This is a genomic window from Megamonas sp. Calf98-2 (assembly GCF_900110235.1).
Taxonomy (GTDB): domain Bacteria; phylum Bacillota; class Negativicutes; order Selenomonadales; family Selenomonadaceae; genus Megamonas; species Megamonas funiformis.
In genome coordinates this window covers 11,383-38,142 of sequence record NZ_FOCY01000008.1, presented here as the reverse complement: position 1 = coordinate 38,142, position 26,760 = coordinate 11,383, and the positions used below count along the sequence as shown (strand labels likewise).

Annotated in this window: 35 protein-coding genes and 1 pseudogene; 35 read left to right on the top strand and 1 reads right to left on the bottom strand. The window is 29.6% G+C overall.

Annotated elements, in window-relative coordinates:
• The first annotated feature begins 49 nt into the window (after positions 1-49).
• From BMX03_RS11105 to BMX03_RS03485, 35 genes are all read left to right on the top strand, one after another.
• Positions 50-955: a hypothetical protein gene (locus BMX03_RS11105; RefSeq protein WP_091693880.1), complete on the top strand. Its 906-nt coding sequence runs from the start codon at positions 50-52 to the stop codon at positions 953-955.
• Complete coding sequence (locus BMX03_RS03650; RefSeq protein ID WP_091693877.1) at positions 864-1,799, top strand: ATP-binding protein; 936 nt, start codon at positions 864-866, stop codon at positions 1,797-1,799. Before BMX03_RS11105 ends, BMX03_RS03650 begins: the two co-directional genes overlap by 92 nt.
• Before the next feature lie 2 nt (positions 1,800-1,801).
• On the top strand, positions 1,802-2,251 hold the full coding sequence (locus BMX03_RS03645; protein WP_091693874.1) for a hypothetical protein: 450 nt from the start codon (positions 1,802-1,804) through the stop codon (positions 2,249-2,251).
• Positions 2,252-2,263: 12 nt separating this feature from the next.
• Positions 2,264-2,455 (top strand): hypothetical protein, encoded by a 192-nt coding sequence (locus tag BMX03_RS03640; protein ID WP_091693870.1) that lies wholly within the window; start codon positions 2,264-2,266, stop codon positions 2,453-2,455.
• Complete coding sequence (locus BMX03_RS03635; protein ID WP_091693867.1) at positions 2,448-2,882, top strand: hypothetical protein; 435 nt, start codon at positions 2,448-2,450, stop codon at positions 2,880-2,882. Before BMX03_RS03640 ends, BMX03_RS03635 begins: the two co-directional genes overlap by 8 nt.
• Positions 2,872-3,213, top strand: a complete 342-nt coding sequence (locus BMX03_RS03630; protein ID WP_177159350.1) for a DUF1064 domain-containing protein — start codon at positions 2,872-2,874, stop codon at positions 3,211-3,213. The genes BMX03_RS03635 and BMX03_RS03630 overlap by 11 nt, the downstream gene beginning before the upstream one ends.
• A gap of 3 nt (positions 3,214-3,216) precedes the next feature.
• Positions 3,217-3,690, top strand: a complete 474-nt coding sequence (locus BMX03_RS03625; protein WP_177159349.1) for a YopX family protein — start codon at positions 3,217-3,219, stop codon at positions 3,688-3,690.
• Between the two features lie 184 nt (positions 3,691-3,874).
• Positions 3,875-4,111 (top strand): hypothetical protein, encoded by a 237-nt coding sequence (locus tag BMX03_RS03620; protein WP_091693859.1) that lies wholly within the window; start codon positions 3,875-3,877, stop codon positions 4,109-4,111.
• Positions 4,112-4,309: 198 nt separating this feature from the next.
• The gene (locus tag BMX03_RS03615; protein ID WP_091693857.1) at positions 4,310-4,780 is read left to right on the top strand and encodes a hypothetical protein; all 471 of its coding nucleotides are present in this window, start codon (positions 4,310-4,312) and stop codon (positions 4,778-4,780) included.
• Between the two features lie 571 nt (positions 4,781-5,351).
• Positions 5,352-6,797, top strand: a complete 1,446-nt coding sequence (locus tag BMX03_RS03610) for a DNA methyltransferase (protein WP_218138522.1) — start codon at positions 5,352-5,354, stop codon at positions 6,795-6,797.
• 41 nt (positions 6,798-6,838) lie between these two features.
• Positions 6,839-7,027 (top strand): hypothetical protein, encoded by a 189-nt coding sequence (locus BMX03_RS03605; RefSeq protein ID WP_091693854.1) that lies wholly within the window; start codon positions 6,839-6,841, stop codon positions 7,025-7,027.
• 41 nt (positions 7,028-7,068) lie between these two features.
• Complete coding sequence (locus tag BMX03_RS03600; protein WP_091693851.1) at positions 7,069-7,563, top strand: hypothetical protein; 495 nt, start codon at positions 7,069-7,071, stop codon at positions 7,561-7,563.
• 2 nt (positions 7,564-7,565) lie between these two features.
• Positions 7,566-8,915: a phage terminase large subunit gene (gene terL / locus BMX03_RS03595; protein ID WP_008538009.1), complete on the top strand. Its 1,350-nt coding sequence runs from the start codon at positions 7,566-7,568 to the stop codon at positions 8,913-8,915.
• Positions 8,916-8,947: 32 nt separating this feature from the next.
• Positions 8,948-10,243, top strand: coding sequence for a phage portal protein (locus BMX03_RS03590; protein WP_091693849.1), 1,296 nt, complete (start codon positions 8,948-8,950; stop codon positions 10,241-10,243).
• A complete protein-coding gene (locus tag BMX03_RS03585) occupies positions 10,236-11,012 on the top strand; it encodes a phage head morphogenesis protein (RefSeq protein WP_177159348.1) in 777 nt (258 codons plus the stop codon). Before BMX03_RS03590 ends, BMX03_RS03585 begins: the two co-directional genes overlap by 8 nt.
• 15 nt (positions 11,013-11,027) lie before the next feature.
• On the top strand, positions 11,028-12,086 hold the full coding sequence (locus tag BMX03_RS03580; protein WP_008538006.1) for a DUF2213 domain-containing protein: 1,059 nt from the start codon (positions 11,028-11,030) through the stop codon (positions 12,084-12,086).
• A gap of 4 nt (positions 12,087-12,090) precedes the next feature.
• Complete coding sequence (locus BMX03_RS03575; protein ID WP_091693843.1) at positions 12,091-12,723, top strand: structural cement protein Gp24; 633 nt, start codon at positions 12,091-12,093, stop codon at positions 12,721-12,723.
• A gap of 11 nt (positions 12,724-12,734) precedes the next feature.
• The gene (locus tag BMX03_RS03570; RefSeq protein WP_091693840.1) at positions 12,735-13,724 is read left to right on the top strand and encodes a major capsid family protein; all 990 of its coding nucleotides are present in this window, start codon (positions 12,735-12,737) and stop codon (positions 13,722-13,724) included.
• Positions 13,725-13,728: 4 nt separating this feature from the next.
• A complete protein-coding gene (locus BMX03_RS03565) occupies positions 13,729-13,974 on the top strand; it encodes a hypothetical protein (protein WP_008538003.1) in 246 nt (81 codons plus the stop codon).
• Positions 13,964-14,359, top strand: a complete 396-nt coding sequence (locus tag BMX03_RS03560) for a DUF4054 domain-containing protein (RefSeq protein WP_008538002.1) — start codon at positions 13,964-13,966, stop codon at positions 14,357-14,359. Before BMX03_RS03565 ends, BMX03_RS03560 begins: the two co-directional genes overlap by 11 nt.
• A complete protein-coding gene (locus BMX03_RS03555) occupies positions 14,356-14,799 on the top strand; it encodes a phage virion morphogenesis protein (RefSeq protein WP_008538001.1) in 444 nt (147 codons plus the stop codon). Before BMX03_RS03560 ends, BMX03_RS03555 begins: the two co-directional genes overlap by 4 nt.
• A 4-nt stretch (positions 14,800-14,803) precedes the next feature.
• The gene (locus tag BMX03_RS03550; RefSeq protein WP_008538000.1) at positions 14,804-15,145 is read left to right on the top strand and encodes a hypothetical protein; all 342 of its coding nucleotides are present in this window, start codon (positions 14,804-14,806) and stop codon (positions 15,143-15,145) included.
• Positions 15,138-15,665, top strand: a complete 528-nt coding sequence (locus BMX03_RS03545; protein ID WP_008537999.1) for a phage neck terminator protein — start codon at positions 15,138-15,140, stop codon at positions 15,663-15,665. The genes BMX03_RS03550 and BMX03_RS03545 overlap by 8 nt, the downstream gene beginning before the upstream one ends.
• Complete coding sequence (locus BMX03_RS03540; RefSeq protein ID WP_008537998.1) at positions 15,665-17,020, top strand: DUF3383 family protein; 1,356 nt, start codon at positions 15,665-15,667, stop codon at positions 17,018-17,020. The genes BMX03_RS03545 and BMX03_RS03540 overlap by 1 nt, the downstream gene beginning before the upstream one ends.
• Before the next feature lie 13 nt (positions 17,021-17,033).
• Complete coding sequence (locus BMX03_RS03535; RefSeq protein WP_091693838.1) at positions 17,034-17,468, top strand: phage structural protein; 435 nt, start codon at positions 17,034-17,036, stop codon at positions 17,466-17,468.
• 2 nt (positions 17,469-17,470) lie between these two features.
• Entirely contained in the window at positions 17,471-18,001 is a 531-nt protein-coding gene (locus tag BMX03_RS03530) for a phage tail assembly chaperone (protein ID WP_008537996.1), read from the top strand.
• Positions 18,002-18,163: 162 nt separating this feature from the next.
• Positions 18,164-20,239: a tape measure protein gene (locus BMX03_RS03525; protein WP_091693835.1), complete on the top strand. Its 2,076-nt coding sequence runs from the start codon at positions 18,164-18,166 to the stop codon at positions 20,237-20,239.
• A 12-nt stretch (positions 20,240-20,251) separates the two neighbouring features.
• Positions 20,252-20,962: a phage baseplate protein gene (locus BMX03_RS03520; protein ID WP_008537992.1), complete on the top strand. Its 711-nt coding sequence runs from the start codon at positions 20,252-20,254 to the stop codon at positions 20,960-20,962.
• 13 nt (positions 20,963-20,975) lie between these two features.
• Positions 20,976-21,317, top strand: coding sequence for a phage baseplate plug family protein (locus BMX03_RS03515; RefSeq protein ID WP_091693832.1), 342 nt, complete (start codon positions 20,976-20,978; stop codon positions 21,315-21,317).
• A complete protein-coding gene (locus BMX03_RS03510; RefSeq protein WP_008537989.1) occupies positions 21,292-22,182 on the top strand; it encodes a phage protein in 891 nt (296 codons plus the stop codon). Before BMX03_RS03515 ends, BMX03_RS03510 begins: the two co-directional genes overlap by 26 nt.
• On the top strand, positions 22,179-22,775 hold the full coding sequence (locus tag BMX03_RS03505; RefSeq protein WP_091693830.1) for a Gp138 family membrane-puncturing spike protein: 597 nt from the start codon (positions 22,179-22,181) through the stop codon (positions 22,773-22,775). Before BMX03_RS03510 ends, BMX03_RS03505 begins: the two co-directional genes overlap by 4 nt.
• 14 nt (positions 22,776-22,789) lie before the next feature.
• Positions 22,790-23,167 carry a contractile injection system sheath initiator gene (locus tag BMX03_RS03500; protein ID WP_008537986.1) on the top strand — a complete coding sequence of 126 codons (378 nt, stop codon included), beginning with the start codon at positions 22,790-22,792 and terminating at the stop codon, positions 23,165-23,167.
• Positions 23,151-24,581, top strand: coding sequence for a hypothetical protein (locus BMX03_RS03495; protein ID WP_091693827.1), 1,431 nt, complete (start codon positions 23,151-23,153; stop codon positions 24,579-24,581). The genes BMX03_RS03500 and BMX03_RS03495 overlap by 17 nt, the downstream gene beginning before the upstream one ends.
• The gene (locus tag BMX03_RS03490) at positions 24,574-25,260 is read left to right on the top strand and encodes a baseplate wedge 1 family protein (protein WP_091693824.1); all 687 of its coding nucleotides are present in this window, start codon (positions 24,574-24,576) and stop codon (positions 25,258-25,260) included. Before BMX03_RS03495 ends, BMX03_RS03490 begins: the two co-directional genes overlap by 8 nt.
• On the top strand, positions 25,257-26,429 hold the full coding sequence (locus BMX03_RS03485; RefSeq protein ID WP_091693821.1) for a phage tail protein: 1,173 nt from the start codon (positions 25,257-25,259) through the stop codon (positions 26,427-26,429). Before BMX03_RS03490 ends, BMX03_RS03485 begins: the two co-directional genes overlap by 4 nt.
• Here BMX03_RS03485 and BMX03_RS03480 read toward each other — a convergent pair.
• Positions 26,426-26,760 (bottom strand): annotated as a pseudogene (locus BMX03_RS03480) (hypothetical protein); the annotation flags it as partial. The gene BMX03_RS03485 and the pseudogene BMX03_RS03480 overlap by 4 nt on opposite strands.

Genomic DNA, 26,760 nt, shown 5'->3' with positions numbered 1-26,760 from the left:
GAAAAGGTGCTTGCCATAAAGACAAGCACCTATCCACGAGGTAAAAAATATGGAATTAAAACCTTTATCTTTAATAATTTCTTTTCGTTCTAATTATGCAAAGAAATTAAATAATGATACGCAGGTTTTATATTGGGTATTATGGGATAAGTGGAATTATCTTAGGCGACCTAAAGAATTTAATATAGATAATAATACGTTGATGATAGAAGCTAAATTAAAAAATTATAGTCAGTTAAATGATAGCCGAAAAAAACTTATTGAAGCAGGATTAATAAAATATGTTCCTAGTAAAACAAGAGGTAAAAGTTCAACATATGTTCTAATAAAAAATTATGTTGAAAATGCAACACCAAACCTAAATCAAAACCTAATCCAAAACCCAAAACCAAACCCAAATACAAACCTAAAACAAAACCTAAATGAAACCCAAGAACTCAATAATAATGCGAACTCTTACGACCTCATAACAGAAAATACAAACCTAAAATCAAACCTAACTCAAAACCTAAATACAAACCCAATACCAAACCTAAAACAAAACCCTAATAAGAGTAATAGAGATATAGAGAATAATATATATATATATAATAACGCGCGTGATGATAACATTTCTCCAGCAGAAAGTCAAGTACTTATTTTCTATCAAAATCGAATCTGCTCTAATCTAGGAGGAACACCAGGAGCTAATGAAATAGCCTGTCTTAGAGAATATGCACAAGTTTATGGAGCAGAACAAACTATACAAGCTTTAAAAAAGGCATTGCAAAGCTCTAGAAAATTGCAAGGAATATACTTTGTTAAGTATGTAGGTGGAATATTAAGAGGTTGGGCAAATTTGAAAATAGCAGGTGGTGAATCTAATGGACAATTACAATCTAGCAACCTATCAAGAACTGCAACGCAGGCTCAAAGAAAGACAGGAACAGATATCAATTGGGCAGAGCTTGATTGATGGGAAATTGGTATGTAAAGAACTAGGAATAAAATATATACCATGTGAGTTTTCTAAAAATGAAATGGCATTAGTTGATGCTATGTATAGACAAGAAAAATGTAAGATTTGTAATAAGCATGGTATTGATTGCAAAAATTGTTTTTATGTAAAAGTAGATGAACAAGCTGGTAAATATTTTATAAGCTACAGTAATTGTGAACGCTGGAAAAATTATAAACAGCAAGAAAAAATAAATAGGCTTATGGAGCAAAGCAATGTGGGGAAACTTTTTGAAGGTAAGACCTTTAATAATTTTAAAATATTGCCAGCAACAGAGAATGCTTATAATGATTGTTTAGATTTCTGTACGAATTATATTCCTAAATGTAGGGGATTGAGGTTACACGGTAGATATGGGTGTGGTAAAACACATCTTGCAGCAGCTATATTAAATAATTTATTAAAACAAAATATACCAAGCATGATGATTGTTACAGCAAATTTATTTGATTGTATAAAACAAGGCTTTAATGACAAAGAAAAAGCTTTAATAGCAACGGAATTAGTAAATAAAGCTAAACAAGTTGATGTATTAATTCTTGATGATTTTGGAGCAGAAAAAGATAGAGATAGCAACGGAAATTTAAAAATGGTGGGTAGTTGGGAACGTGAAAATTTATTTTTGTTAATAAACACTAGATATGAAAATAATCTTACAACGATAATAACAACTAATTACAATATGCAAGAACTATTTGAATTATTTGGAGAACGAATAATGAGTAGAATTGCAGAAATGACAATATCTGTTGGAATGAAAGGTGCAGAAAATTATCGTATAAGATTAGCACAGGTGGTATAACTATGAAAAAGATATGTATCTGTGGTAAAGAGTTTGAGAGTAAAACAGGTAAAGCAAGATATTGTTCACAAAAATGCAGGTTTAAGGGATATTATCAAACACATAAAGAGTTATGGCATTTCAATAGCATTAAAAATGAAAATAAAATAGCAAAAAAAGAACAGAAAAAAATAGAAGCAGAGCAAAAAAGGATAGAAGCGGAAAATAAAGCTAAGAGGGAAAAACGTAGAAATGACATTAATCGTTTAATGGCAGAAACAGGATTAAAAAATAAATATGGTTTAGTAGCAAGTTTTTATGATACTAACAACTTAGAAGGACTATATAAATATGCTGATTATCTTAAATCTATAGGTGAGATTAAAGAAGATATAAACGAACCTAAAATAGTTAAATCACATGGTGGGAAAATTACAGGTGGATTTGATTATTTCATGATATCAACAAATTAGGAGCAAATTTCTATGGAAGATTTAGAGTCAATAAAAGATAAGCTTGAATATATAGACATTGCAATGAAGTTATTATTGCAATATGGAAAAAATAATCCAGATGTAGTTGATTTTCTTAGTAAAAATACAATGATTGCTAAAGATAAAGAAAATGGTTTTTGTGTAGTAATTAGTTTTAAAAAGATGAGGAATAATAATGAGTGAATTTATAAGTGGAAATGCTGGGATAATAAAAAAAGAGGATATTGTTTTTTTAGAAATATTAGAGCCTAATCCATTCTTTTTAAAAGATGAGTATAAGATATATGCTACTACTTATACTTTAGATAAAGGTGAACGTAAAGTATTGTTGGAAAGCAGAAAAAAGTATAAGGAAATAGAAAAGGAATTTAATAGGATAAAAAAAGAAGTTGAAAATACTGTAAAGAAAAAAATTTGTTGGAAACCAAAAGAACAGGAAACATATTATTATGTTGGTATTTCAGGTGATGTTATAGAAGATAAATGGGATGAAACAACAACTGATTATGCTTTTTTTATAACAGGTAATTGTTTTAAAACTAAGGAAAAAGCAACAAAACATATAACAGAAATATTAAATATTTATGGAGTTAAAAATAATGCAAAATAGACCAAAATATAATGCAAAAAAAACAATAATAGGCAATTTAAAATTTGATAGTAAGAAAGAAGCAGAATACTATTTAAAATTAAAAGCTAAACGTATTAATGGAGAAATAAATTGGATAAAGTTACAGCCAGAATTTTTGATTTTAAGAGGATTTACATTAGAAAATGGGGAGCGTACAAAAGGTATACGTTATGTAGCTGATTTTGAAGTTGAGTATGCTGATGGACATAGAGAAATAATTGATGTTAAAGGTGTAAAAACAGAAGCGTACAAAATAAAAAAGAAAATGCTCCTGGATATGTATCCTAATATTAATTTTATAGAGGTATAAATGATGAGGGAAATATTATTTAGAGGTAAAGATATAAATACAAATAAATGGTGTTATGGTGGATATGTTAGAAAAGTTTTATTTAAAAATACGAAAGATGAAAAAATAAGACATTATATATTTGATGGAGAAAATGCCGGACCAATAGTAATGCATGAAGTTAATCCAGAAACAGTGGGGCAAGCAATATGGCTTAAAGATGTAAACGGAAATGAGATTTTTGAAGGAGATATTGTGGAAGAAGTTAAACCAGAATGGGACGAACCTTCTCGTGCTGTTGCTGTTTTTGAAGATAATCAATTTGTATTTGGTTATAATACCGGAGCAATATTATCAGTTGAATTTTTTTATAATGAAATAAAAATAATTGGGAACATATTTGATAATGAAGATTTATTTGAAAAAATATATGAACAACATAAATTTAAATATTATCAAGAAATGAAAGAATTACACGGTGATTTAGAAAGTTTATAAGTGTAAAAAAATATAGAGAGTGTGAACAACTATGCAATGTGAACAACGATACTATGAGGCAGACATGGGATATATGTGTTGGATTAATAAGAAACCATGTAATAAAAATAACTGTACATTAAAACATAGATTTGCAAAAGAATTTTCTAAGAAGGTAGTAAAAAATATAAAGGCTGGTGAGTGAATGAGAAAGGAAGGGATAAATCCTCTTACAAATGATGGACAATATGCAGATACAACATATAAAAGAGCTGTTGAAAAAAGAAGCCGAGAAAACTTCTTTTATGCTTTTTGTCGTAGGGCTTTTAGACGAGCTAATGCAGAACTGATGAAACGTTTGCATATAAAAATTCTAAGAATTGATTTCTGGGATATGGAAACAGATAATAAAAAAGTAATGAAGGTAGGAAAATATGAATAATAATGGACCTAAGTTGGTAAGAATACCATTAAAGACAGAACAAGAATTTTATAAAAGAAATATTCCTATAATCAAAATTACAAGTATTATATTGTGCTTAATAGCAACTACAATATTTTTAATAGGATAAATCCACTAATTAGGATAGCTAAAATAAAGCTATCCTTTTAGTGTTTATATAGATGGAGGTATTGATTGATGAGAAAGATAAGCAGAATAAAAGTTAATAAGGCTAAAGAATATCTACAACAAGCTTATACAGCCAATGAAAAAATTATTCAATGTAATTATATTTTAGAACAATTACAAGCCTCACCAAGCAAGATGACAACTTCTTATAAAGAAAATATCGGTCATAGTGGTATAAATGATGTTAGTGGATATGTAGCAAAATTAATAGAACAAGAAGAAAAAATTGAAGCAATGAAACAAGAGTATCAAAGCAAACAGTTTGAGATAAGTAATTTTATATTGGGCTTGAGTTTTAAACCAGAAGATGAAATTCTTAGACGTTTGCTCATATTAAGATATTTGAACTTTAAGTCTTTTGATGAAATATATAGTATGCTTAACTACTCATATAATTATATAGTTCAAACTATGCATCCTAGGGCTTTGGAAGTTGTAGAAAAAGCATTGAATAAAAAGAGTGTGGTCAATAATGGTTAATCGTGGTCGATCGTGGTTAATAATGGTTGATAATGGTTTTAGATTTATGGTATATTATAATTGCAAACAAAAAAGATAAACCGTTGGTAAAAAATACCAGCGGTTTTATATTTTATAAGTTTATTTTGTATAAATATTGGTATATACCCATATATTTTAATAATAATATGTATTTTTATAATTTATATTAGAATAATAACCTTCATGTTGCAAAATCTATGTAATATGCTATACTAAATATAGGCAAAACATAGTGAAATAGTTCATATGAACAGCAAAACCCCATGAAGGTGCGAACTTCATGGGGTTTCTTGCGTTATATAGCTAACGCTGAAGCTAGGCTAGTTGCCACATAAAACCGAAAGAAGCTTATCTAACCCTTTGCAAATATAGTAGGCAACTATACTTGCCATGACAGCTTCTAAAAACATAGTGAAACGAAACATATGAACACCTCCTAACTGCTACCAGTATAGGAAGGGCAACGAGAAATATTATAACATATAAACATATTTAAAGCACCTATTTAGGTGCTTTTTTTATGCCTAAAAATAAGAAAGGAAGTATAGTTATGGACATTAAGATTATTTATAAACCAACAGATAAAATAGTCCCATATGAAAATAATCCTAGGCTAAATGATGAGGCTGTTGAACCAGTAGCAAACAGTATTAAACAATTTGGATTTAAAGTTCCAATAATAATAGATAGTAGTAATGTAATTGTTGCTGGTCATACGAGATTAAAAGCTGCTAAACAATTGGGCATGGATAAAGTACCGTGTATTATAGCTTCAGATTTAACGGAAGAACAAATAAAAGCCTTTAGATTAGCAGATAATAAAGTAAGTGAATTTTCTAGTTGGGATTATGAGAAATTAGAAGAAGAATTAGCTAATATTGCTAGTATCAATATGAGTGTTTTTGATTTTGATATGTCAGAATTAAATGATATTGTTGAGGATTTAGATGAAGATATAGTATGTGATTCAGAAGTAGAAAAAGTTTCATTAAGTGAAAAATTTTTATTTACACCAACATCTGTATTAAATACAAGATGTGCACAATGGCAAGAAAGAAAAAGAGCATGGTTTAAGTATGGAATTAAATCTGATTTATCAAGAGAAAATATTAAAACTACAGGTAGTGCAGCAGGTTCAGTACCTAGATTTTATGAATATAAAGAGAAATGTGAGAAGGAAATAGGTCGTAAATTATCAGTTGCAGAGTTTACAGATGATTATTTGCATAAGTACATGAAAGAAGATAGTTTATTGAAAGTTACTAATACTGGTGGAATGTTGAGTGTATTTGACCCTGTCTTATGTGAGTTAATGTATTATTGGTTTAGTTTTGATAAAGCAAAGATTTTAGACCCATTTGCAGGTGGTAGTGTAAGAGGTATTATTGCTTCAAAATTGAACAGGCAATATACAGGAGTTGATTTACGAAAAGAACAGATAGAAGCTAATATAAATCAAGGTGATGAATTATTATCCAAAGATGATATAAAACCTAAATGGATATGTGGAAATAGTTTAAATATAGCTAAACTTGCAAAAGGCGAATATGATTTTATATTTAGTTGCCCGCCTTATTATGACTTAGAAATATATAGCGATGATAAAGAAGATTTAAGTAATCAAACTTATGAAGATTTTTTATCTATGTATAGAAAAATAATATTTGATAGTGTGAGTATGCTCAAAGATAATCGTTTTGCTTGTTTTGTTGTTGGAGATATTAGAAACAGAAAAACTGGCATGTATAGAAACTTTGTATCAGAAACGATAGCTGCATTTAATAATGCAGGAATGGAATTATATAATGAAATAATTTTATTAACAACACTAGGTTCTCTACCAATTAGAATGGGGAGAGGTTTTTCGATAAGTAGAAAAGTTGGAAAAACACATCAAAACGTACTGGTTTTTTATAAAGGTGACCAGAAGAAAATAAGAGATTTATATGGTGATATAGATATTCTAGAAATATCCAATGAAGAGCTGGACATTTAATATTACTTACCTTAACATATCAAGCACAAGGAGATGATGATATGTTAGAAATAATGAAACAAAGAGCATTTGAAGCTAAATGTGCATACAAAAAAGGTTTGATTACAAGAGCAGAAGCAAAAACAGATATTGAACCATATATAAAATTATTTAATAATAAGAGCATAGAAATAGCTAAAAAATACAATATTAAACCAAAAAAAATAACATTTGCAGGTTTTATTAGATAGGTAGGTTTAGAAACCTACTTTTTTTATTTGGAGGGAGAGTGATGGGAAATGAAAATTTAAGACCATGGGAAAGACAAGATGGTGAAACTGAAAAGGCTTTTTCTGCATTTAAAGCCTATTTAGAAATGGAAGATAGAAATGTAACTTCGCTTGCTAAAAGGTTGTCAAAAAGTAGACAATTACTTGTCAATTGGAAGCAAAAATATAATTGGCAAGAACGTTGTATAGCATGGGATAAATCGTTGCAGGAGATAGAATATAAAACCGCTGTAAAAGAACGTAAGAAGATGGCTAAACGTCATATTGCGATAGCAATGTCTATGCAAGCAAAGGCAGTAGAAGCATTAAAGAAAATAGATGTATCTAAACTAAATGCAAGTGAAATTATTCGTCTATTTGATACTGCGGTTAAAATAGAACGTTTAAGCCGTGGAGAAGCTACATTTATAAATTCAAATCAAGATAATAAGGTTGATGAAGAAACTAATCCTATAAATACCATTCAAATATATATACCAGATAATGGCAGGGACTAAAAATGATTATAAAACCACAAAAAGGGAAACAAGAACAATTTTTATCTAGCAAAGCAGATATAGTTTTTTATGGTGGAGCTGCTGGTGGTGGTAAAACTTATGCTGCACTAATAGAGCCATTAAGACACATAAATAATAAGAATTTTTCTTGTATCATATTTAGACGAACATCTCCTCAAATTACCACTCCTGGTGGTCTATGGGATACAGCTCTTGAGATGTATACAGCATTAGGAGCAAAAGATATACGAAGTCCTAATAGATATTTTAGATTTCCTAGCGGTGCTAAAATTGTAATGAACCATCTTCAGTACGACAAAACTGTTTATGATTATCAAGGGGCACAAATTCCTTTGATTGAATTTGAAGAACTTACACATTTTAGCTGGAAACAATTTACTTATATGCTTACTCGTAATCGTTCAGCTATTGCGGGAATAAAACCATATATAAGGGCTACTTGTAATCCTGACCCTGATAGTTGGGTAGCAGATTTTATTAAATGGTATATAGACCAAGATACAGGATATGCTATTCAATCTCGTGGTGGTAAAATACGTTATTTTGTAATTGTAAATGATGAACCAATATGGTCTGATGATTCAGATGAGTTGTTGGAAAAATATAATATTGAGCCAAAAAGCTTTACATTTATTCCTTCATCAATATATGATAATAAGATTTTATTAGAAAATGACAAAGGATATTTAGCGAATTTAAAAGCTCAAGATACAGTTACTAAAGAACAATTATTAAATGGAAACTGGAAAATTAGACCAGCAAGTGGATTATATTTTAAACATAATCAGATATCTGTTGTAAATAATATACCAGATAAAATAGTAGCTATTTGTAGAGCGTGGGATTTAGCAGCTACAGAAGAAACTCCAACAAATAGAAGCCCAGATAAAACGGCTGGTGTTTTGATGGCACGTTTAAAAAATGGGCAATTTATTATTTTAGATGTCTTTACTGGTTGTTTGAATGCAAATGGAGTAAGGCAAGCTGTTAGACGTATAGCTATGCAAGATAAAATAAATTATAGATGTAATAATATTCATATTCCTCAAGACCCAGGTCAAGCAGGAAAAGAACAGGCTCATTCCTATGTTAGATTTCTTGCAGGGTTTAATGTTCAAATTGAAAGAATAAATGGTAGTAAGATTAATAGAGCAGAACCATTTGCAGCACAATGGCAACAAGGAAATATTTTTTTGTTGCGAGGAGATTGGAATAAAATGTATTTAAACGAACTATGTGCATTTCCTGATGGTATTCATGATGATTTAGTTGACGCTAGTTCAGACGCATTTAATTATTTAACTAAAGTTAGAAATCTTAGTGTATTTTAAGGTAGGTGATAAAAATAAAAAGGCTAGATAGCATGATTAATATAGTAAATGGAGTTGGAACGATACGTTATGACCCTAGTAGATATACTGGCATTATAAGAAAAATATTTATAACTTATAATATGTCGGAAAATTTGTTTATAGAAAATGGCATATTTAGAAAGATAATTACAGCCCCAGCAGATGAGGCACTTAGAGCAGGATTTTGTATAAAGACTTCTGATGATATAGATGTATCAGAAGCTGAAAGCAAAATCCTTTCTTTATATGAAGATTTAGCTTGTGAAGAAAAATTCGCAACTGCTTTATATTGGCATAGATGTTATGGTGGTGCAGTTATTTTTCCAGTATTTAAAGATTTATCTGAAGATCTGACAAAACCACTAGATGAAAATAATATTTATGGATTTGAAGAAATACGAGTTTACTCCGCAAAAGAAGTTATTCCATTAAAACAGAATGAAGATTTTAATAGTACTAATTATAAAAAGACTGAAACCTATTTGATAAGTGATGAAGCAACAGGAGCTTACTTTGAAATACATTATTCTAGATTAATTATATTTAATGGATTAACTGTACCTAACATTTTGAGAAATGAACGTAATGGTTGGGGCGGTATGGTATTAGAAAATATCTATGATACTTTAATTCTAAAGTATGACTTAGGTAATAAATTTGCTATTGATATTATGGAACGTATGGCACAAGGCATTTTAAAAATAGCTGGATTACTAAATAAGTTATCTATAGAGGGTGGAGAAGATGAAGTACGAACTTATTTACAAAATATAGATATGGTCAGAAATATCTTAAACACCTTAGCTATAGATAAAGATGATGATTATGATATAAAAAGCATTAGTTTAAGTGGAGTAAAAGATATTTTAGATAAAACGCAAACTATGTTATCTGCTGTAAGTGAAATACCTGTAACGATTTTGTTTGGTCGTTCTCCAGGTGGTCAAAATGCTACAGGAGATAGTGATTTTGAACAATATTATTCTATGGTTCAAAAATTACAACGTAGAGATTTAAAACCTCAACTTAGTAAATTTATATATTTTTTATCTAAATGCAAAGACTATCAAATAAAGTTACCGGATACTTGGTCTTTAAAATTTAATCCATTATCAATTCCAACAGAAAAAGAGCAAGCTGAAACAGATAAAATGAAAGCTGAAACAAAAGAAAAAAATATTTCTGCATTAACTTCACTTGTTAATATAGGTGGTTTAGATAATGTTGAGTTGCGAAATTATTTAGAAGAACAAGGTTTTAAATTGGACCGAACACTAGATAATGTAGGACGTGATGTTATTGAATAAAAGGCAATATGAATGTAGATATCCGTATCAATACGAAAGAGAATATAAAAAGCAACTGGTTAATTTAGTAAAAATATTAAAAAAATCTGTTGTATTAGAGCTTGATAATATTAAAACATTTATAAATCAAAATCGTTTAGATGGTTTGAGCGATACATTTAAGGATGTGATGGATAAAATAAAACAAAATTATTATGTTTTAATAGCAAAAGATTTTATAACTAGAAAAATAGAACAGATGTTTTTAAATATAAGTAGGTTTACTAAAAATGAATTAGATAAATCGTTTAAATCTAAAATAGGTGTAGATATTTTTACAGGAGAACCTAATTTACAAGAATTGATGAATTTATGGGTTGATGACAATGTAAATTTAATAACTTCGGTTGAAACACAATTTTTTGATAAAGTAAAGCAAATAATATTAGAAGCTATACAAAATGGTATGTTAACAAAAAATTTAGCTAATAGCATAAAAAAGATAACTGGAACAACAGAAAAGCGAGCAATATTAATAGCTGTTGACCAAATAGGGAAATTAAATGGTCAAATCACTAGAATGCGACAAGTTAAAGCTGGTATAAAAGAATATATTTGGCGTACTGCTGGAGATAGTAGAGTTAGACCAATGCATAAAGCTAGAAATGGGAAAAAATATAGATGGGATAAGCCACCTATAGATGGACATCCAGGAATGGCTATTCGCTGTCGTTGTGTGGCTATTCCAGTTATAGATTTAAATAATATAAATGGTGTTGCTATTACTTAGGAAGGAGGTGAAAATATGCAAAGATATGATAGATTTACTTTTAAAGCTACAAAAACAGATGAAGGATTTATTATTGACAAACCAATAATCGGCAGAACAGGTATTCTTCGCTATCAGAATGCAGATGGTTCAGAAAGAATTGAATATAGACCACCTGAGGAAGCTTTTAATGCTGATAGTTTAGCTAGTATTAAAGGAAAGCCTATAACACTAGGTCATGTGGCTATGGTTAATAATAAGAATTCAAAAAGTATACCGATTTTAGGTACTGTAATTTCTGGTGGTGAACAAGATGGAGATAATATTAGAGCAGATATTACTTTATATAATTTAGATACACCACATAGAGAATTATCTTGTGGTTATACATTAGACTTGGATGAAACACCAGGTATTACGCCTGATGGTAAACATTATGACGCAATACAAAGAAATATTAGGTACAATCATCTTGCAGTTGTGCAAAAAGGTAGAGCAGGCAATGCTCGTCTTAATATGGATGGTGACCAAATAATTGAAAGTGAGGATAAAAAACATATGGCAAAAGTTAGACTTGATAATGGCTTAGAATATGAATGTGCAGAAGAAGTAAAAATTGAACTTGAAACATTGAAAGCAAATAAGACAAAGGAAAAAGCTAATTTTGACGCATTGCAAGGAAAATATGACGCAATGAAAGTAAAAGTTGATAAATTAGAAAAAGATTTAGCAGATGAAAAAGCTAATAAAAGTGTTAACTTTGATGAAGCAGTAAAAGAACGTGTTAAAATGCTTGACATTGCTAAGCAATATAATTTAGATAAAATTGATACCTTAAGTAATAAAGATATTAAAATAGCTGTAATAAAAAAAGTTAATGGAGATTTTAATATTGATAATAAAAGTGAAGAATATATTGATGGTATGTTTGACGTATGCAGTGAACAGCAAATTAATATAGATAGTGCAAGTGCTTCTAAAAGAAGAATTATTAATGGAGATAATGATAATAAAATGAATTTTGATGATTTTGATTACATTAAGAAAATGGAAGAATTAAAACAAGCAGAAGCAAATGCATATAAAGGAGAATAATAAAATGAGTTGGTACAGTAGAGAACTAGATAAAGGTTTTGCAGGTATGATAGCTAATACTGCTATTAGAAATTGTGATAGCTATGCTGTTGAAGAAGAAAAAGGATTAAATCCTGGAGACGCTGTAGTTTTAGGTACAACTGAAAACTTAGTAAAAAAAGTAGATAGTGGTTCTGAAAGTAAAGTTATTGGAGTAGTTGTTCATAATCATAAAGAACCATCTAATCCTTATTATGAAAAAGGTGATAGTGTAGCAATTATGTCTACGGGTGATATTTATGTTGAAGTTGGTGAAGCTGTTACCGCAGGTGATGTTGCTTGTATTATGGCAAGTAGTTATAAATGGGGAAAGACAGGAACAGTTACTAATGCTAAATATTTAAAAGGTGCTGAAAGTGGCGGATTAGCTATATTACGTTTAAGTAATATGAATAGTACTTTTTCTCAACAAGGAGAAAAAGGAGAAAAAGGAGAAAAAGGTGATACTGGAGAACAAGGTCCACAAGGTGAAAAAGGAGATACTGGTGCGAAGATTACATCTATGGAATTAAATATTAATAATACAACAATTACAGGTACAGCTCATCTTGATGATGAAAGTACAGCCTCTATTACAGGAACTAATACAATAGGATAAGGAGATAAATTATGAATAGTAGAGATTATATTTTAAATGTAGAGAGATTAGATTCAGATGTAATATCACATGCTATACCAAATTTTGATGCTAATTATTCAGCTATTGCAGCTAGAATGCTTACACAAGTTAGAGCTAAAACTTTAGAAGTAACACATGGAAAATTGAATGCATTTACAGTATTTCCAGTGCAAACAGAAGTTAGTGCAGGTGCAACTACAGCATTACAACGTACTTATGATATGGTTGGTATGGCTAAAATAGTTGCTAATCCAGCAGATGATTTACCACTTGCTGATATATTTGTAGAAGAAACTAGCGTTAAAGTAAAACAATTAGGAATAGCATATCAGTATTCTGTTAGAGATTTACAACATGCAGTATTTTCTAATACTCCACTTAGCACAATGAAAGCAAGTGCAGCTAGAAAAGCAAATGATGTAAAAATTAATAAAATTGCATGGTTTGGAGATAAAGATAATGGTATCATTGGATTTTTAGATAATCCTAATTTATCTGAATATACATTAAAAAATGATGGCGAAGCCTCAGGAACAGCATTAAGTTCAAAAACAGCAGAAAAACAATTTCGAGATATGAATGAGTTTATTAATACAATTCAAGATAATACAGATGATACAGAACAACCTAATACAGTATTGCTGCCACCAAGTGCATATACTACATTGTCTAGTACTCTTTATACTACAGCAGACGGACAAACTACAAAAACTGTATTAGCAATGCTTAAAGAAAATCATCCGGAAATTAAACGTTGGGAAAAAATTGGAGAATTAAAGAACGCTGATAGTACAGGGGCAAAAGATATTATGATTGTGGGTTATTTTGACCCAGACTATATACGTTTGGAAATACCAAATAGATTTGAACAAATGCCAATACAAGCTAAAAATTTAGCTTTTACAGTACCATGTCATTCCGAAGTTATTGGTGTTACTGTATTTAGACCATATTGTTTTACTAAAGCGGTAGGAGTGTAAGATTATGTATTTGCAAAACACAGAAGCTAGAATTTTAAATATCGGTGAATTAAAATTAAAACCAGGATATCCTATAAAAATTGAAAAGGTACAGCTAGAAAAACTAAAAAAAAATTATCCTGAAATGGTAAATAAAATCGCAAATGGGAAAATTTTAATCTTGGATGAAAAAAAATCTCTCGAACAATCAAAAAGAATTAATGAATTGGCTGAAAAAAAAATAAAGGAAGCCACTAAAAATGATGAGTGAGGAATTAATAAATAAAGTAATAAATAAAATACGAGTAATTGCTCCTAAAATAGATATAGATGATGAACAAATAAAAGAATATATTGAACTATATTCAGATTTCGTATCTGAAAAATATTTTGGCAAGTTCTATGAGAAAGCACTTGCTTTTTTTATTGCACATTATATTACTTTAGATAATATAGCTAATAATGAGAATGGAGCCTTAGATAGTTCTATTATTGCAGGTAAAGTAATAAGTGAAAAAGAAGGAGATTTATCTAGAACATATGCTCAAAATAATATGGAAAATGAAAGTATTTTAAATAAAACCTATTATGGTATTAGATATTTAGATTTACAAAAAATGTGTAAACCTCTAGGGATTATGAGGAAAAAACCATGAATGTAAAAGATATTGATTTAGGTTGGGAAAAGATTATAAAAAATATGAAAACACTTGATAAAAAAGTATTAAAAGTGGGTATTCAAGAAGGTGATATGAGTGCTGATGGGAAAAATACAATGGCATATATTGGCAGTATTCATGAATATGGAGCAGAACATATACCACAACGCTCATTTATTCGTAGCACATTAGACGATAACTCATCTCAAATAGCTAATTTATCAGGACAGTTAGGGGCAAAAATAATTGAAGGTAAGCAAACTCCAGAACAAGCATTAAATTTAATTGGTTTAAAAGTTGCTGGCATGATACAAGAAAAAATTACAGATGGAAATTTTACACCTCTTTCACCTGCTACTGTACGAGCTAAAGGTGATAATAAGCCATTAATTGATACTGGACGCATGAGAGCAAGTATTAAACATAAATTGGAGTGATTATGTGTCGTTTAGAAGGTCTGTGGTTATTTTAAGAAAAGAAGGGTACTATGATGACAGTGGTAAATATATTACAAATGATAGTAACACATTAAAAATACTGGCTACAGTACAGCCTATATCTTTAGATGAATATACTAAAATATTTCCTGAAGGAACTAATACAAATAATGCTGTAAAAATTTATACAGATACTAAGTTATTAACAGATAAAAGCACGTCAGAACAAAATGCTGACGTGCTTTTATATATGGGAGAAAAATATAAGATTATTGCTTGTCATGCTTATCAGAATGGTTTAATAAATCATTATAAAGCTTATGCACAGGAGATAACAGATGAATGATGAACAGAATTTATTATTTCACGATTTAGTGGCAGAATTGTTGGATTTACAAAAAAATAAAGTGATTTATGCTTATCAGAATGCACCTAAACCCAAAGATACTTTTGCTTATATAAGATATGCTTCTATAAAAGATGAGGTACAATCTAGTTTTGAACGTACTAATCAGCCAGGAGTTAATAATATAATTGGACATAAATTATTAACATGTGAGATACAAGTATTTGCTGATAATAACAGAAATGCATGTACTATGTTATATAAACTGATTGATAAATTAAATAAACAATCAGTTATAAATAGGTTATTTAAAGCTAATATAGCTATTGTTGACTATAATTCAGTTCAGGATGTATCTGCCTTATTGAATAATACACACTTTACTACTAGAGCAAGTGTAGACATAATAATAAGATTTACTCCTACTTATTTAGATGATGTAGGATATATTGCAAATGTTAAAATTACAGGTAATACAGGTAAAGAATTACCAATAGAAATAATAACGGAGGAAATATAATGGCTAATTTAGATAGAATTGTTAATGTGCAAATTAGTCTTAATACTACAGGAATAAGTAAAGAAGGATTTAGTACATTATTGATTGTTGGAGAGCATTTAAATACATTAAGCCGTGTAACTACTTATACAAATGTAGATAGTATGCTTGAAGATGGTTTTAAGGCAACAGATAAATTATATTTGGCAGCAGCAGACGCTTTTTCACAAATACCACGACCTAATATTGTAAAAATAGGACGTAGACAAGTAGATGAAATCAATATTTCTGTATCTGATGTAAAAGATAATACAAAATATAAAATTACATTAGAAACTAAAAAAGGAAAACAAGATTATGAGTATTCTAGTTCAAGTGAAGCTAGTGCGACAACTATTATAGAAGGTTTGCAAACTTTAATGAATGCTCATGAAGAAATTACAGTTACAGCTGAATCAGAAAAATTAAAATTAGAAACTAAAGAGAAAGGAACAGCCTTTACAGTAAGTTTATCCTCTAATTTATCATGTGAACCAATACTTGCAACTGAAACCTTATCGGAGACAATGGCAGCTATAGTAGCTAGTGATAATGATTTTTATGGAATTGCTTTAGTTAGCAGAGAAAAATCAGATATTTTGGCTTTGGCACAATGGACCGAAACACATACTAAGTTATTTGGCTGTGTTGTTAATGAAAAAGAGGCTACGGATAGTGAAATAGATACAGATATTGGTAGTTTATTAAAGAGTAATAATTATTACAGAACATTTTGGTTATATCACACAAATGATGATGATTTTCCAGAATGTGCATTATTTGCTAGATGTTTTGCTATTAATCCTGGTGGTGAAACATGGGCGAATAAAAAATTAGCAGGTGTAATAGCAGATAATTTAACAGAAACAGAGTATCTTGCTATCACTAATAAAAATGGCAATACTTTTGAAAATTTTAGAAATGTAGCAATTACTCAAAATGGGAAAACATCTGCTGGCGAATGGATTGATGTAATACGTTTTAGAGATTGGTTACAAGAAGAAATAATGGTAAATGTTTTTAATGTGCTTATTAATAGAGATAAAATTCCATTTACAGATGGTGGTATAGGAATAATTGAAGCACAAATTAATTCAGCTTTAAAATTAGGTCAGCAACGAGGAGGTATAACTCCAGATGAATATGACGAAGATGGAAATATAAATAAAGGGTATGTTATAAATGTACCATTAGCATCTAATATTTCTGCTAATACTAAGGCACAAAGATTATTAGAAGATGTAACATTTACTGCACGTTTAGCTGGTGCTATACATGCTATAAATATAAGCGGTAGTCTTACGTATGAAAATTTAATTGAAAAAACTAATCAATAAGAGGTGAAATAAATTGAGTGATGGAGTAGTAACATATAATCCTAAAATGCTTGTAATAGTATATGGTTCAAGAGAAGTTGACGGATTTGCAGAAGATGATATGGTAACAATTAAACCTTTAGGAGAAGGAACACAAATTTACAGCGGTGCTGATGGCAGTGTTGGACGTAGTATGGACCCAAATCAAACATATGAAGTAACCATTGCATTGGCTACAACATCTAAGACAAATGATTATTTTAGTAACGTTTATAATTTGGATCGTTCTACAGGCAGAGGTATATTACCATTAACTATTAAAGATTTGTCAGGAACAACAGTATTTCAAGCCAATCAAGCATGGATTACAAATTTTCCTGAACATAAAAGAGGTAGAAAAATTGAAGCTCAAGAATGGGTATTTCATACAGGACAAGTTGCAAACCCAATGATTGGAGGTAATGATTGATAATGTGGACTGGTGGTAAATTTACAGAAGTTAAAATTGGTGATGATGTATTTACAGTAAGACAGTTTCCACCATTTTATGCTATTAGGGTATTAGGTGAGTTACAAAAAATTATTACTCCTGCATTAGGTGGCGTCTTGAAAGGTATTTCCGAAAATAATGGGGATATGGATACTGAAAATTTAGGAGATATGTTACAAATTATAAGTAATGGATTAGAAAAATTAGCTTATACAATAGACGGTGATAAATTAGAATTAGCATTAAAATTATTATTAGATGAAAAATATGTAGCAGTAAAAATTGAAAAATCTAATGGGAAAAAAGATTTTATTCGTCTTGATGAAGGAGCTATTAATGAAGTTTTTGAAGGTCGAATTATTGATATGATTGTTTTAGCAATAAAAGTTTTTAAGGTAAATTATTTGGATTTTTCGCAGCTCTCCAGCGTTCCGATTGGTGTCCAAAAAACGTTGGCAGAGATAAAACTCCCATCATTCCTGGCACAACAAGTGAATACTTCGGAAATGTAATTTTTATTTATAGAGCAATAGATAGTGGAATGGTTAATTTCTTAGATGTAAAGTATGGCAAAATAAGTCTTGCTGAAATCGTTGAAATTAACCATTTTTTAGATATGAAGTCAGATATTGAATATGCTAATATGCCATCATTAAAGAAAGGAGGTAAACAATATGGTAGTTCGAGAATTAATAGCTAAGATAGCTTATGAATTAGATAAAAATAGTGTAAATAAAGCAGATAATAGTATAAATAAAACAAAATCTAAATTATCGAAAATAGCTAATGTAGGTAGTAATGCGTGGAATAAAATTTCTAATAGTGCAAATAAGACCAGAATAAGTATTAATGGAATAGGAAAAGAAGCCATTTATACATCAGAACAACTTAGAAGAATGGGAGCATATCAAGATAAGTTGGGGCGTTGGCATGGTTCTAATGGTAAATATTTAAAAATAAATGCAGATACAACTCAAGCAAGAGCTAATATTTTAAGTCTACAAGGTAGTATGCATTCTTTGATAAATGGAGCAAGAATGCTTGGACAAGCAATTATAGCTGCTTTTGCGATAGACCGAATAATAGCTTTTACACAAGCAATACAAAAATCTGCTGATGAGATGATGAATTTAGATGGTAGACTTAGAACCATTACTTCTACAGATGAAGAAAGATTTAATATTGAAGATAGATTATATGTGTTATCACAGCAAAATAGGCAAGGCATGAAAGAAATGGGAAATTTGTATTTTAAAATTGCTAATGGCACTAAAAAATATGGATTTAATACAGAAGATTTTATGCGTGCTACAGATATTGTATCTAAATCTTTAACTATTGGTGGAGCAAGTACAGCGGAAGCACAATCTACAATATTACAATTAGGACAAGCGCTAGGTAGTGGCTTTCTAATGGGAGATGAATTGAATTCTTTGAATGAAAATGCTCAACCGCTAATGCAAAAAATTGCTGAATACTTTGGTAAAGATATTGGAGAATTAAAAGAAATGGGGTCAGAGCGTGAACTAAAATCTGAAGATATAATGCGAGCTATCTTATCTGCTGGTGCAAAAATGGATGAAGAATTTTCTAAAATGCCTACGACTATTGGTCAGTCTTTGCAACAAATAGAAAATCTTTGGAATAGATTTACACAGCGATTAGAACGTGGAACAGGTGTATTTAGTTTTATTGCTAAATCTATGTCTAATAATGTTATGTATATTTCTAACATTGTAAATGATTTGTTTACCTTAATGGATGATTATGATGGAAGTCAGGAATGGTTAGATAGATTTCAAGATAGCTATCCTATCTTATTTACACTATATGAAGGATTTTCTTCTTTAAAAGATATAGTAATGGATATCGTAGAAGCTTTTAAACCATTCACTAATGAATTAAATAATTTTGATATATATGATATATTTTTTGGAATTAAAAATGCTTTACAAGAAATATTTAGTGGACTATTGCCAACAATAGAGCCATTTTTGCAGGCAATAGCAAGATTAGCTTCAGATATATTACCATTACTAAAAAATAGTTTTATAACTATTGCACCACTTATTGCAACAGGATTTGCTATTATAGCTAGTATATTGGGGTCTATAATAGAAATTTTTACTTCAATAATAAATTTTATAGCAGATCTTATAGAAGAAAATCAGGAATTTGCTCAATTACTTGTTAATATTGGAGTAATAATTCTAACATATATTTATGGTGGTTTTATTGCAGTAGCTGGTGCTATTGGATTTGTTATTCAGGCTATTCAATGGTGTTATGAACAATTAATTATTCTTAAGAACATAATTATAGAAAGTTTATATAATGCTTTTATATATGCTTTACAAGCAGTTTCATTATTTTTCTCAAGCATAGCCCAGTTTTTTGGTAATTTCATTGCAGAAACATTTATAGCAGTTGGACAATTTATTTCAGCTTTTGGAAATGCAATAAATTCAGTTAGAAATTTCTTTAGTGGTTTAGGCTCTTTTGCAATAAGTATATTGCAGCAGATAGCAAATGCTATTCAAAATTGGGTATTAGATAAAATTGAATGGGCTAGTAGTAAATTAAATAGTTTGCAAAGTTTTGCAGATACTGTTTTAGATGGTATAGGTAATGCTGTATCTTCTGCTAGTTATGAATACACAATGAATAATAACTTTAATGTTAAAAATTCTGATGAGGCAGTTAATATGGTAAGTGGATTAGATTTCCCAACATTATATCCAGGCTATTAATGAGGTTTTGTTATGTATATCGGAAAAATACCAGGTATATTGCCTGAAAAAAAGAATAAACAACAAACATATCCTGCACTTATGCCTAAATTAACAGAACCTGCTAAAATAGGAGATTTATCTGTAGATGTACTTTTAGAAACAGAAACTAATTTTGATAGTGAGGTAACAGAGAACCCTGTCGAAGATGGTTCTATAATTGCTGACCATGTACAAAGAAAACCAATGTCTTTAAAAATGCAGGTAGTATTTACGCCTACTCCAATTAGTTTTGGTACTGTTGATAATAATAGGTTACAAAATGTAGCAAATTCTTTAATGAAAATATATTTAAATCGAGAACCGATAACTATAAAAACTGTAGATTCTATTTATAATAATATGGTAATGGTACGAGCACCATTACCAAAAACAGTAAAAAATGGTATTTGTTATAAAATGGAACTTGAATTTAAATATGTACAAATTGTTACACAAAGAACAGAAGATATTCCTGAAGAATACGCTAATAATGACGCTCAAGGCAAAGCAGGTACTACTGAAAAAGATGGGGGTACAGCAACACAAAGTAATTTAGGTACAGGTATGACAACAATTCAAAATACATCTACAGTAAAAGTAAATACTATACAAGCTGATTATAGTGTTGCTGGAGAAATTCAAACAGGTTTAGAAGTAAGTGTTAATACAGCAATTAATACAATAATTTCATCATTATTATAGAAGGAGTGATATAGTGGTAAGTATTTCTGTTACAGATAGTAATGATTTTGTGGAGACAGTTACTTTAGATGATAAAGTATACAAATTACATTTTGCATATAATGGTAACAGTAAAGATTGGACTATAGATATTAGAGATAGTAATAATGTTGATATAGTAAGAAGTATAAAAATTGTTCCTAATTTTCCTTTATTAGCACAATATAAACGACATGATTTGCCAAAAGGTGAATTAATAGCTGTAGTAAATAATAATAAACAAGTGATAACTAGAAAAGATTTTATTAATAATAGTGCAATATTGATTTATATACCTAAGGAGGAAGTAAATGAGCTTTTGGAAACGGCAGTATAAAGTTATTTTTCCTGAGATAGGTTATGAATTTGCTAATACCTTAAGAGTTAAGTTTACTGTAGAAAAAGACTTAACCAAACAAACGAATAAAAGTAGTTTAGAAATTTATAATTTAAGTGATACAACAAGAAAAGCTATTGAAAAGCCTGATATAAAATGTGAGATATTAGCAGGTTATGAAGGCAATGGTGGAGTAACAAAATTATTTATAGGAAATGTAATACAAGCATATTCTAAGATTAATGGATTAGATATAATTACAAAATTTGATTTAAGTGATGGACAGGTTGCCATTAGAGATAGCATTATGAGCATATCTTTTCCGCCTAATACACCTGGTGATACTATAATAAATGCTATTGCTAGAAATATGGGATTATCTATAGTATTTGGAGAAGGTGCGACTTTTGGTACTTTTAAAAATGGATATTCTTTCATTGGTAAAGGTGCTGAAGCATTAAGTGAAATATGTTATGGTAGTGGCTGTACATGGTCAATACAAAATAATATTTTACAAATAATTTTAGATGGTGGAATAGTTGCTAATAGAGGAATTGTTTTTTCAGCGGATAGTGGACTAATTGGAAGCCCTGAAAGAATTGTAAAATCTAATTATAAAACTGATAAAGAAACACCAAAACGCAAAAGAAAAAGAAAAGAGAATAAGGACCGTGCAGAAAAACAAGCAGGTTGGAAGATAAAAACTTTATTATCACCATCAATAAATCCTGGAGATGCTGTAAAAGTTGAAAGTAAATTTATAACAGGTTGGTTTAGAGTAGAGGCTATTCGTCATACTGGTGATATTAGTTCTAATGAATGGTATAGTGAAATTGATTTGATTGAAAGGTTGACTTATATATGAGCCAAACATCAAATGAAATTCGTAATGTAGTAGATAATTGGGTAGATGAGAAAATAAGTAATATACATACTGCGTTAAATGGAAAAATAATTTCATATGACGCTAGTATAAATAGAGCTATTGTGCAACCTAGTGGAACTTATAAAACAGAAGATTATCGAGAGTTTGCATATCCTATTATTTATAATGTTCCGGTAGTATTTCCTACAGGAATGGGAGGTAATTCAGGAGTTACATTTCCTATATCTTCTGGTGATGGCTGTTTAATAATTTTTGCGGAAAAACAACTGGATGATTTTGTAAATAATAGTAATACTTCTGATGATTTGAGAAAACATTCATTAAATGACGCAATTTGTATACCTGGATTATATACAAATGCAACAAAAAGTAATATTAAACATGCAAATAGTGTGTGTTTATTTAATGGTCCAGCTATGATTCAGATAACTGAAAATAGTTTTAGTGGTATATTGAATGGTACTGATTTTAAATTTGCTGATGGCGATTTAATAGTAAATGGTATAAGTCTTCTCCATCATACGCATGGAAATGTTGAAAATGGTGGTGGTAGTACAGGAGAAGCACAATAAAAGAAGGTGATTTATTGGCTTATGATATAGCTTTAAATACAGCTAATAATGATTTAGTAATAAAAAATAATGATTTAATATTAATAGATAACGCAGAGCGAATAGCCCAACAAGTGCTAATTACTCTGCGTTTTTGGTTGAATGAATGGTTTTTAGATACTAGACAAGGAATACCTTATTTAGAATATATTTTAGTTAAAAATCCAAATAAAAATCACATAAAGCAAATTTTTTCTGAAAAGATAATGAATATTGAAGGTGTAAAGGAAATATCATCTATGAATTTAGATTTCTCAATGATACGGAGAGAATTATCTATAAACTATGAAATAAATACAAAATATGGATTAATAACAAATGAGGTGATATTGGGATATGGTAACAACAGTTGAATATGGGTTGACAAAAGAAGGTTTTAAACGAAAAAGATTACCAGAAATAATTGATAGTTTAAATAAACGTGTTGCAGATAAATTAGGAATAGCTATTCAAACAGATAGTAATTCTATATTTGGTCAAATTCATGGGATTTATGCATTTGAACTAGCGGATTTATGGGAATTAGCTGAAAATGTTTATTTTGCTATGTATCCACATACAGCAACTGGTATATCATTATCAAATGCAGCAGCTTTAAGTGCTATTAGACCTATACAAGCTGAACAAACTATTATAATTTGCGAATGTACAGGTCTGAATAATACTAGGCTTCCTGTTAATTTACAAATTCAAGATGAAAATACTAATACTTATACAATAAAAGAAGAAAGTAAAATATCTTCAGATAATGCTAGTAAAATTGAATTAACTATAGATAATGTAGAAAATGATAAAACCTATTTTATAACAATAGATGGAGAACAAAAATCTTATACTGCAAAAATATCTGATAATGTATCAAATGTTTTAACAAATATATATAATCAATTTTCTAAAGAAAATTTAAATTTTAATTTAAGTAATGATTTGCTTACTATTAGTAGTAATGATAAAACTAAGATATTCAGTATTAATACTAATTTAATAATAAAAAATGTAAGTAGTCCTATTTATTTTGTGTCAGATATATATGGAAGTATAAATCCTACATTAGGTAGTGTAAAAAATATAAATACATTTATTACAGGTTGGAATAGCGTAAGTAATATAAAAAATATAGTTGGAAGGGACGCAGAAACGGATGTAGAACTTAGGCAACGTTGGTCATCTTCGGTGTATAGTAAAGCTTCTGTAATGTTGGAGGCAATACAAGCTAATATATATAGTAATGTAGCTGGAGTAACTGCTTGCTTGGCATATGAAAATGATAGTGATACGGTAGATAGTGAAAATAGACCACCACATAGTATAGAAATAATTGTTGAAGGTGGCAGTGAAGATGATATTGCAAAAGAAATATATAATTATAAAGCTCCAGGAATAAATACTTTTGGTGATATAGAAAAAACAGTATTGGATAATCAAGGGATTAGTCATCTTATACGTTTTAATAGACCTAAGCAAGTTAAGATATGGCTTAAAATTACTATTACCAAAAATACTGAACAAACATGGGGAGAAAATACTCCAAATGAAATTAAAGAAATTATTTTACAAGAAGCAAGTAAAATAAATATTGGAGAAGATATTATATTACAAAAATTTATAGGTGCTATTTATAATAATATTAATGCTATAGCATATATAGATATAAAAGCTACTACAGGAGAAACACCTAAGGAATATAACAATAATAATATTGTGATTTCTGCTCATGAGAATGCAACATTTGACATCTCTCAAATAGAGGTGATTATAAATGAATAGATATGAAAGTATGATGAACCATTTGCTTGTACAATTTTCTAATACGAAAGTTTTACAAGCAATTTTTTGTGCAATTTCAGATGAATTACAGTTATTAGATGATACTTTTAATAATTTAAAAGAAAAGCGATGGATAGATACAGGTGAAGGTGTACAGTTAGATGGTATAGGAGAAATTGTGGACCGAAACAGGTTAATAAATAATGCTATTACTATAAATTTTTTTGGATTTGAAAATCAAATTAATACTACTGGTTTTAATCAAGCTCGTTTTAGAGAATATAGCGAACCTTATTTATCCAGTACATCTTTGTCTGATGAAGAATATAGATTAATTCTTTGGGCTAAAGTTAATAAAAATAATTCTTTATGTTATATGAATGACACTATAAAATCTATACAGTTTATTTTTAAAACGGACATTGCTATAGTACAAGACATTTATAATGCAAAATTTATTGTTGGTATTGGTAGAAAACTAACAAAAAATGAAATTCTATTTGCAAATGCTTTAGATTTAATAGTTAGACCTGCTGGAGTTAGTTGTCAAAGTATGACACACTTTGATAAAGATAATGTTTTTGGATTTTATAATCAAAAATTTGCTAAAGGATTTGGTCAAGCTCCATTGTCTGAAATATTTAGTAATAACTTAATTAAGAAAGGATATGTAGTATGAGTGAATTGGATTTTCAAAAAATATTTGCTTCTGGGGCAAGTTCTCAAATTGATTGGACAGATGATAATTATTTAAAAGGTTGGGGATATTTAGGGAATGTTCCACCATCATATCAATCGTTTGATTCTCTTCAAAGATTAAACGATTTAAAATTTAAATATTTATATGATGAGTTTATGGGAATAGAAACAAACACAGAAGAATTAATTAGTAATCATAATGAGAATAGTGAAGCACATAAGACATTATTTGATAAGAAATTAGATAAAAATGGTGGAACAGTTACAGGAAATTTAAATGCTAGTGGTTATAATATTACTGCTACTAAATTTATAGGTAATCTTCAGGGTAATGCGGATAGTGCAACAAAGGCAAACCAAGATAAAAATGGTAAAGATATTACAGGATATCTTTATAAAACAGAAGATCTAACATTAAATTCAAATGCTGAAATTTTAACAGTAGGAAATATTTCAGAAATACTCAATTCTTTTTGTACAAAATTTAAAAATATACAAGGTACTGCATCTTATGGTGAAAACTCTCCAACAACATTAAAATCATTAAATGATAATAAGGCACCAAAAACTAGCCCAGCATTTAGTGGAACACCAACAGCTCCAACTCCTGGAGTTGATACAAATAATACACAACTTGCTACTTGTGGATTTGTTAGAAATGCTATAGCAAAGTATGCACCTATGTTAGATACAATGAAAAAAATATATCCAGTTGGAAGTATTTACATGTCTACTGTATCTACTAATCCAGCTACGTTATTTGGCTTTGGTACATGGGAAGCAATGCCAGCAGGTCGTGTGTTATTAGCACAAGGTAAATCTTCTTGGGGAACAACCTATAATGCAGGAAGTATTGGCGGGGAGGCAACTCATCAACTCACTGTGGGAGAATTACCTGCTCACAATCACACAGCGTCCACTAATACAACTGGAAATCATACTCATCAATTTCAATTATATGGACCAAATGGAAATACAAACATGAATTTTCCTAGCGATTTTGATACAAATTATGCTAGAAATAAAGGAACTACTTTAAGCGCAGGAAATCATAGTCATACCATAAATATTAATAACACCGGCTCAAGCCAATCACATAATAATATGCAACCATACTTAGCTGTATATATGTGGAAAAGAGTAAGTTAAGCTGTACGTTTCCAGATGTATACTGCAATATATGGTTGTAAATTATTGTGAGCCTGATTAGAGCCAGTATTGTTAATTGTTACAGTATGAGTATGATTACCACTAGACCCAGTATTTATAGTTTTTTCTCTATCACTAGAACCATCTGGTCCATATCCGGTTGTGCCATAAAATGTCCTATATGTGTGGGCATGTGAACCTGTAGTATTTGTAGAAGCAGTATGTGTATGCTGTGGCAATTCCCCCACAGTGAGTTGATGAGTTGCCTCCCCGCCAATACTTCCTGCATTATAGGTTGTTCCCCAAGAAGATTTACCTTGTGCTAATAACA

What these genes read in the sequence shown, in the direction of transcription:
- BMX03_RS03590 (WP_091693849.1), top strand. Translation starts at nt 8,948, where the DNA reads ATGATTAATATAGTAAATGGAGTTGGAACGATACGTTATGACCCTAGT.
- BMX03_RS03570 (WP_091693840.1), top strand. Translation starts at nt 12,735, where the DNA reads ATGAATAGTAGAGATTATATTTTAAATGTAGAGAGATTAGATTCAGAT.
- BMX03_RS03620 (WP_091693859.1), top strand. Translation starts at nt 3,875, where the DNA reads ATGAGAAAGGAAGGGATAAATCCTCTTACAAATGATGGACAATATGCA.
- BMX03_RS03540 (WP_008537998.1), top strand. Translation starts at nt 15,665, where the DNA reads ATGGCTAATTTAGATAGAATTGTTAATGTGCAAATTAGTCTTAATACT.
- BMX03_RS03635 (WP_091693867.1), top strand. Translation starts at nt 2,448, where the DNA reads ATGAGTGAATTTATAAGTGGAAATGCTGGGATAATAAAAAAAGAGGAT.
- BMX03_RS03640 (WP_091693870.1), top strand. Translation starts at nt 2,264, where the DNA reads ATGGAAGATTTAGAGTCAATAAAAGATAAGCTTGAATATATAGACATT.
- BMX03_RS03510 (WP_008537989.1), top strand. Translation starts at nt 21,292, where the DNA reads ATGAGCTTTTGGAAACGGCAGTATAAAGTTATTTTTCCTGAGATAGGT.
- BMX03_RS03560 (WP_008538002.1), top strand. Translation starts at nt 13,964, where the DNA reads ATGATGAGTGAGGAATTAATAAATAAAGTAATAAATAAAATACGAGTA.
- BMX03_RS03650 (WP_091693877.1), top strand. Translation starts at nt 864, where the DNA reads ATGGACAATTACAATCTAGCAACCTATCAAGAACTGCAACGCAGGCTC.
- BMX03_RS03630 (WP_177159350.1), top strand. Translation starts at nt 2,872, where the DNA reads ATGCAAAATAGACCAAAATATAATGCAAAAAAAACAATAATAGGCAAT.
- BMX03_RS03520 (WP_008537992.1), top strand. Translation starts at nt 20,252, where the DNA reads ATGTATATCGGAAAAATACCAGGTATATTGCCTGAAAAAAAGAATAAA.
- BMX03_RS03490 (WP_091693824.1), top strand. Translation starts at nt 24,574, where the DNA reads ATGAATAGATATGAAAGTATGATGAACCATTTGCTTGTACAATTTTCT.
- BMX03_RS03545 (WP_008537999.1), top strand. Translation starts at nt 15,138, where the DNA reads ATGAATGATGAACAGAATTTATTATTTCACGATTTAGTGGCAGAATTG.
- BMX03_RS03615 (WP_091693857.1), top strand. Translation starts at nt 4,310, where the DNA reads ATGAGAAAGATAAGCAGAATAAAAGTTAATAAGGCTAAAGAATATCTA.
- BMX03_RS03580 (WP_008538006.1), top strand. Translation starts at nt 11,028, where the DNA reads ATGCAAAGATATGATAGATTTACTTTTAAAGCTACAAAAACAGATGAA.
- BMX03_RS03600 (WP_091693851.1), top strand. Translation starts at nt 7,069, where the DNA reads ATGGGAAATGAAAATTTAAGACCATGGGAAAGACAAGATGGTGAAACT.
- BMX03_RS03565 (WP_008538003.1), top strand. Translation starts at nt 13,729, where the DNA reads ATGTATTTGCAAAACACAGAAGCTAGAATTTTAAATATCGGTGAATTA.
- BMX03_RS03555 (WP_008538001.1), top strand. Translation starts at nt 14,356, where the DNA reads ATGAATGTAAAAGATATTGATTTAGGTTGGGAAAAGATTATAAAAAAT.
- BMX03_RS03575 (WP_091693843.1), top strand. Translation starts at nt 12,091, where the DNA reads ATGAGTTGGTACAGTAGAGAACTAGATAAAGGTTTTGCAGGTATGATA.
- BMX03_RS03505 (WP_091693830.1), top strand. Translation starts at nt 22,179, where the DNA reads ATGAGCCAAACATCAAATGAAATTCGTAATGTAGTAGATAATTGGGTA.
- BMX03_RS03485 (WP_091693821.1), top strand. Translation starts at nt 25,257, where the DNA reads ATGAGTGAATTGGATTTTCAAAAAATATTTGCTTCTGGGGCAAGTTCT.
- BMX03_RS03625 (WP_177159349.1), top strand. Translation starts at nt 3,217, where the DNA reads ATGAGGGAAATATTATTTAGAGGTAAAGATATAAATACAAATAAATGG.
- BMX03_RS03495 (WP_091693827.1), top strand. Translation starts at nt 23,151, where the DNA reads ATGGTAACAACAGTTGAATATGGGTTGACAAAAGAAGGTTTTAAACGA.
- BMX03_RS03530 (WP_008537996.1), top strand. Translation starts at nt 17,471, where the DNA reads ATGTGGACTGGTGGTAAATTTACAGAAGTTAAAATTGGTGATGATGTA.
- BMX03_RS03645 (WP_091693874.1), top strand. Translation starts at nt 1,802, where the DNA reads ATGAAAAAGATATGTATCTGTGGTAAAGAGTTTGAGAGTAAAACAGGT.
- BMX03_RS11105 (WP_091693880.1), top strand. Translation starts at nt 50, where the DNA reads ATGGAATTAAAACCTTTATCTTTAATAATTTCTTTTCGTTCTAATTAT.
- BMX03_RS03525 (WP_091693835.1), top strand. Translation starts at nt 18,164, where the DNA reads ATGGTAGTTCGAGAATTAATAGCTAAGATAGCTTATGAATTAGATAAA.
- BMX03_RS03605 (WP_091693854.1), top strand. Translation starts at nt 6,839, where the DNA reads ATGTTAGAAATAATGAAACAAAGAGCATTTGAAGCTAAATGTGCATAC.
- BMX03_RS03610 (WP_218138522.1), top strand. Translation starts at nt 5,352, where the DNA reads ATGGACATTAAGATTATTTATAAACCAACAGATAAAATAGTCCCATAT.
- terL (WP_008538009.1), top strand. Translation starts at nt 7,566, where the DNA reads ATGATTATAAAACCACAAAAAGGGAAACAAGAACAATTTTTATCTAGC.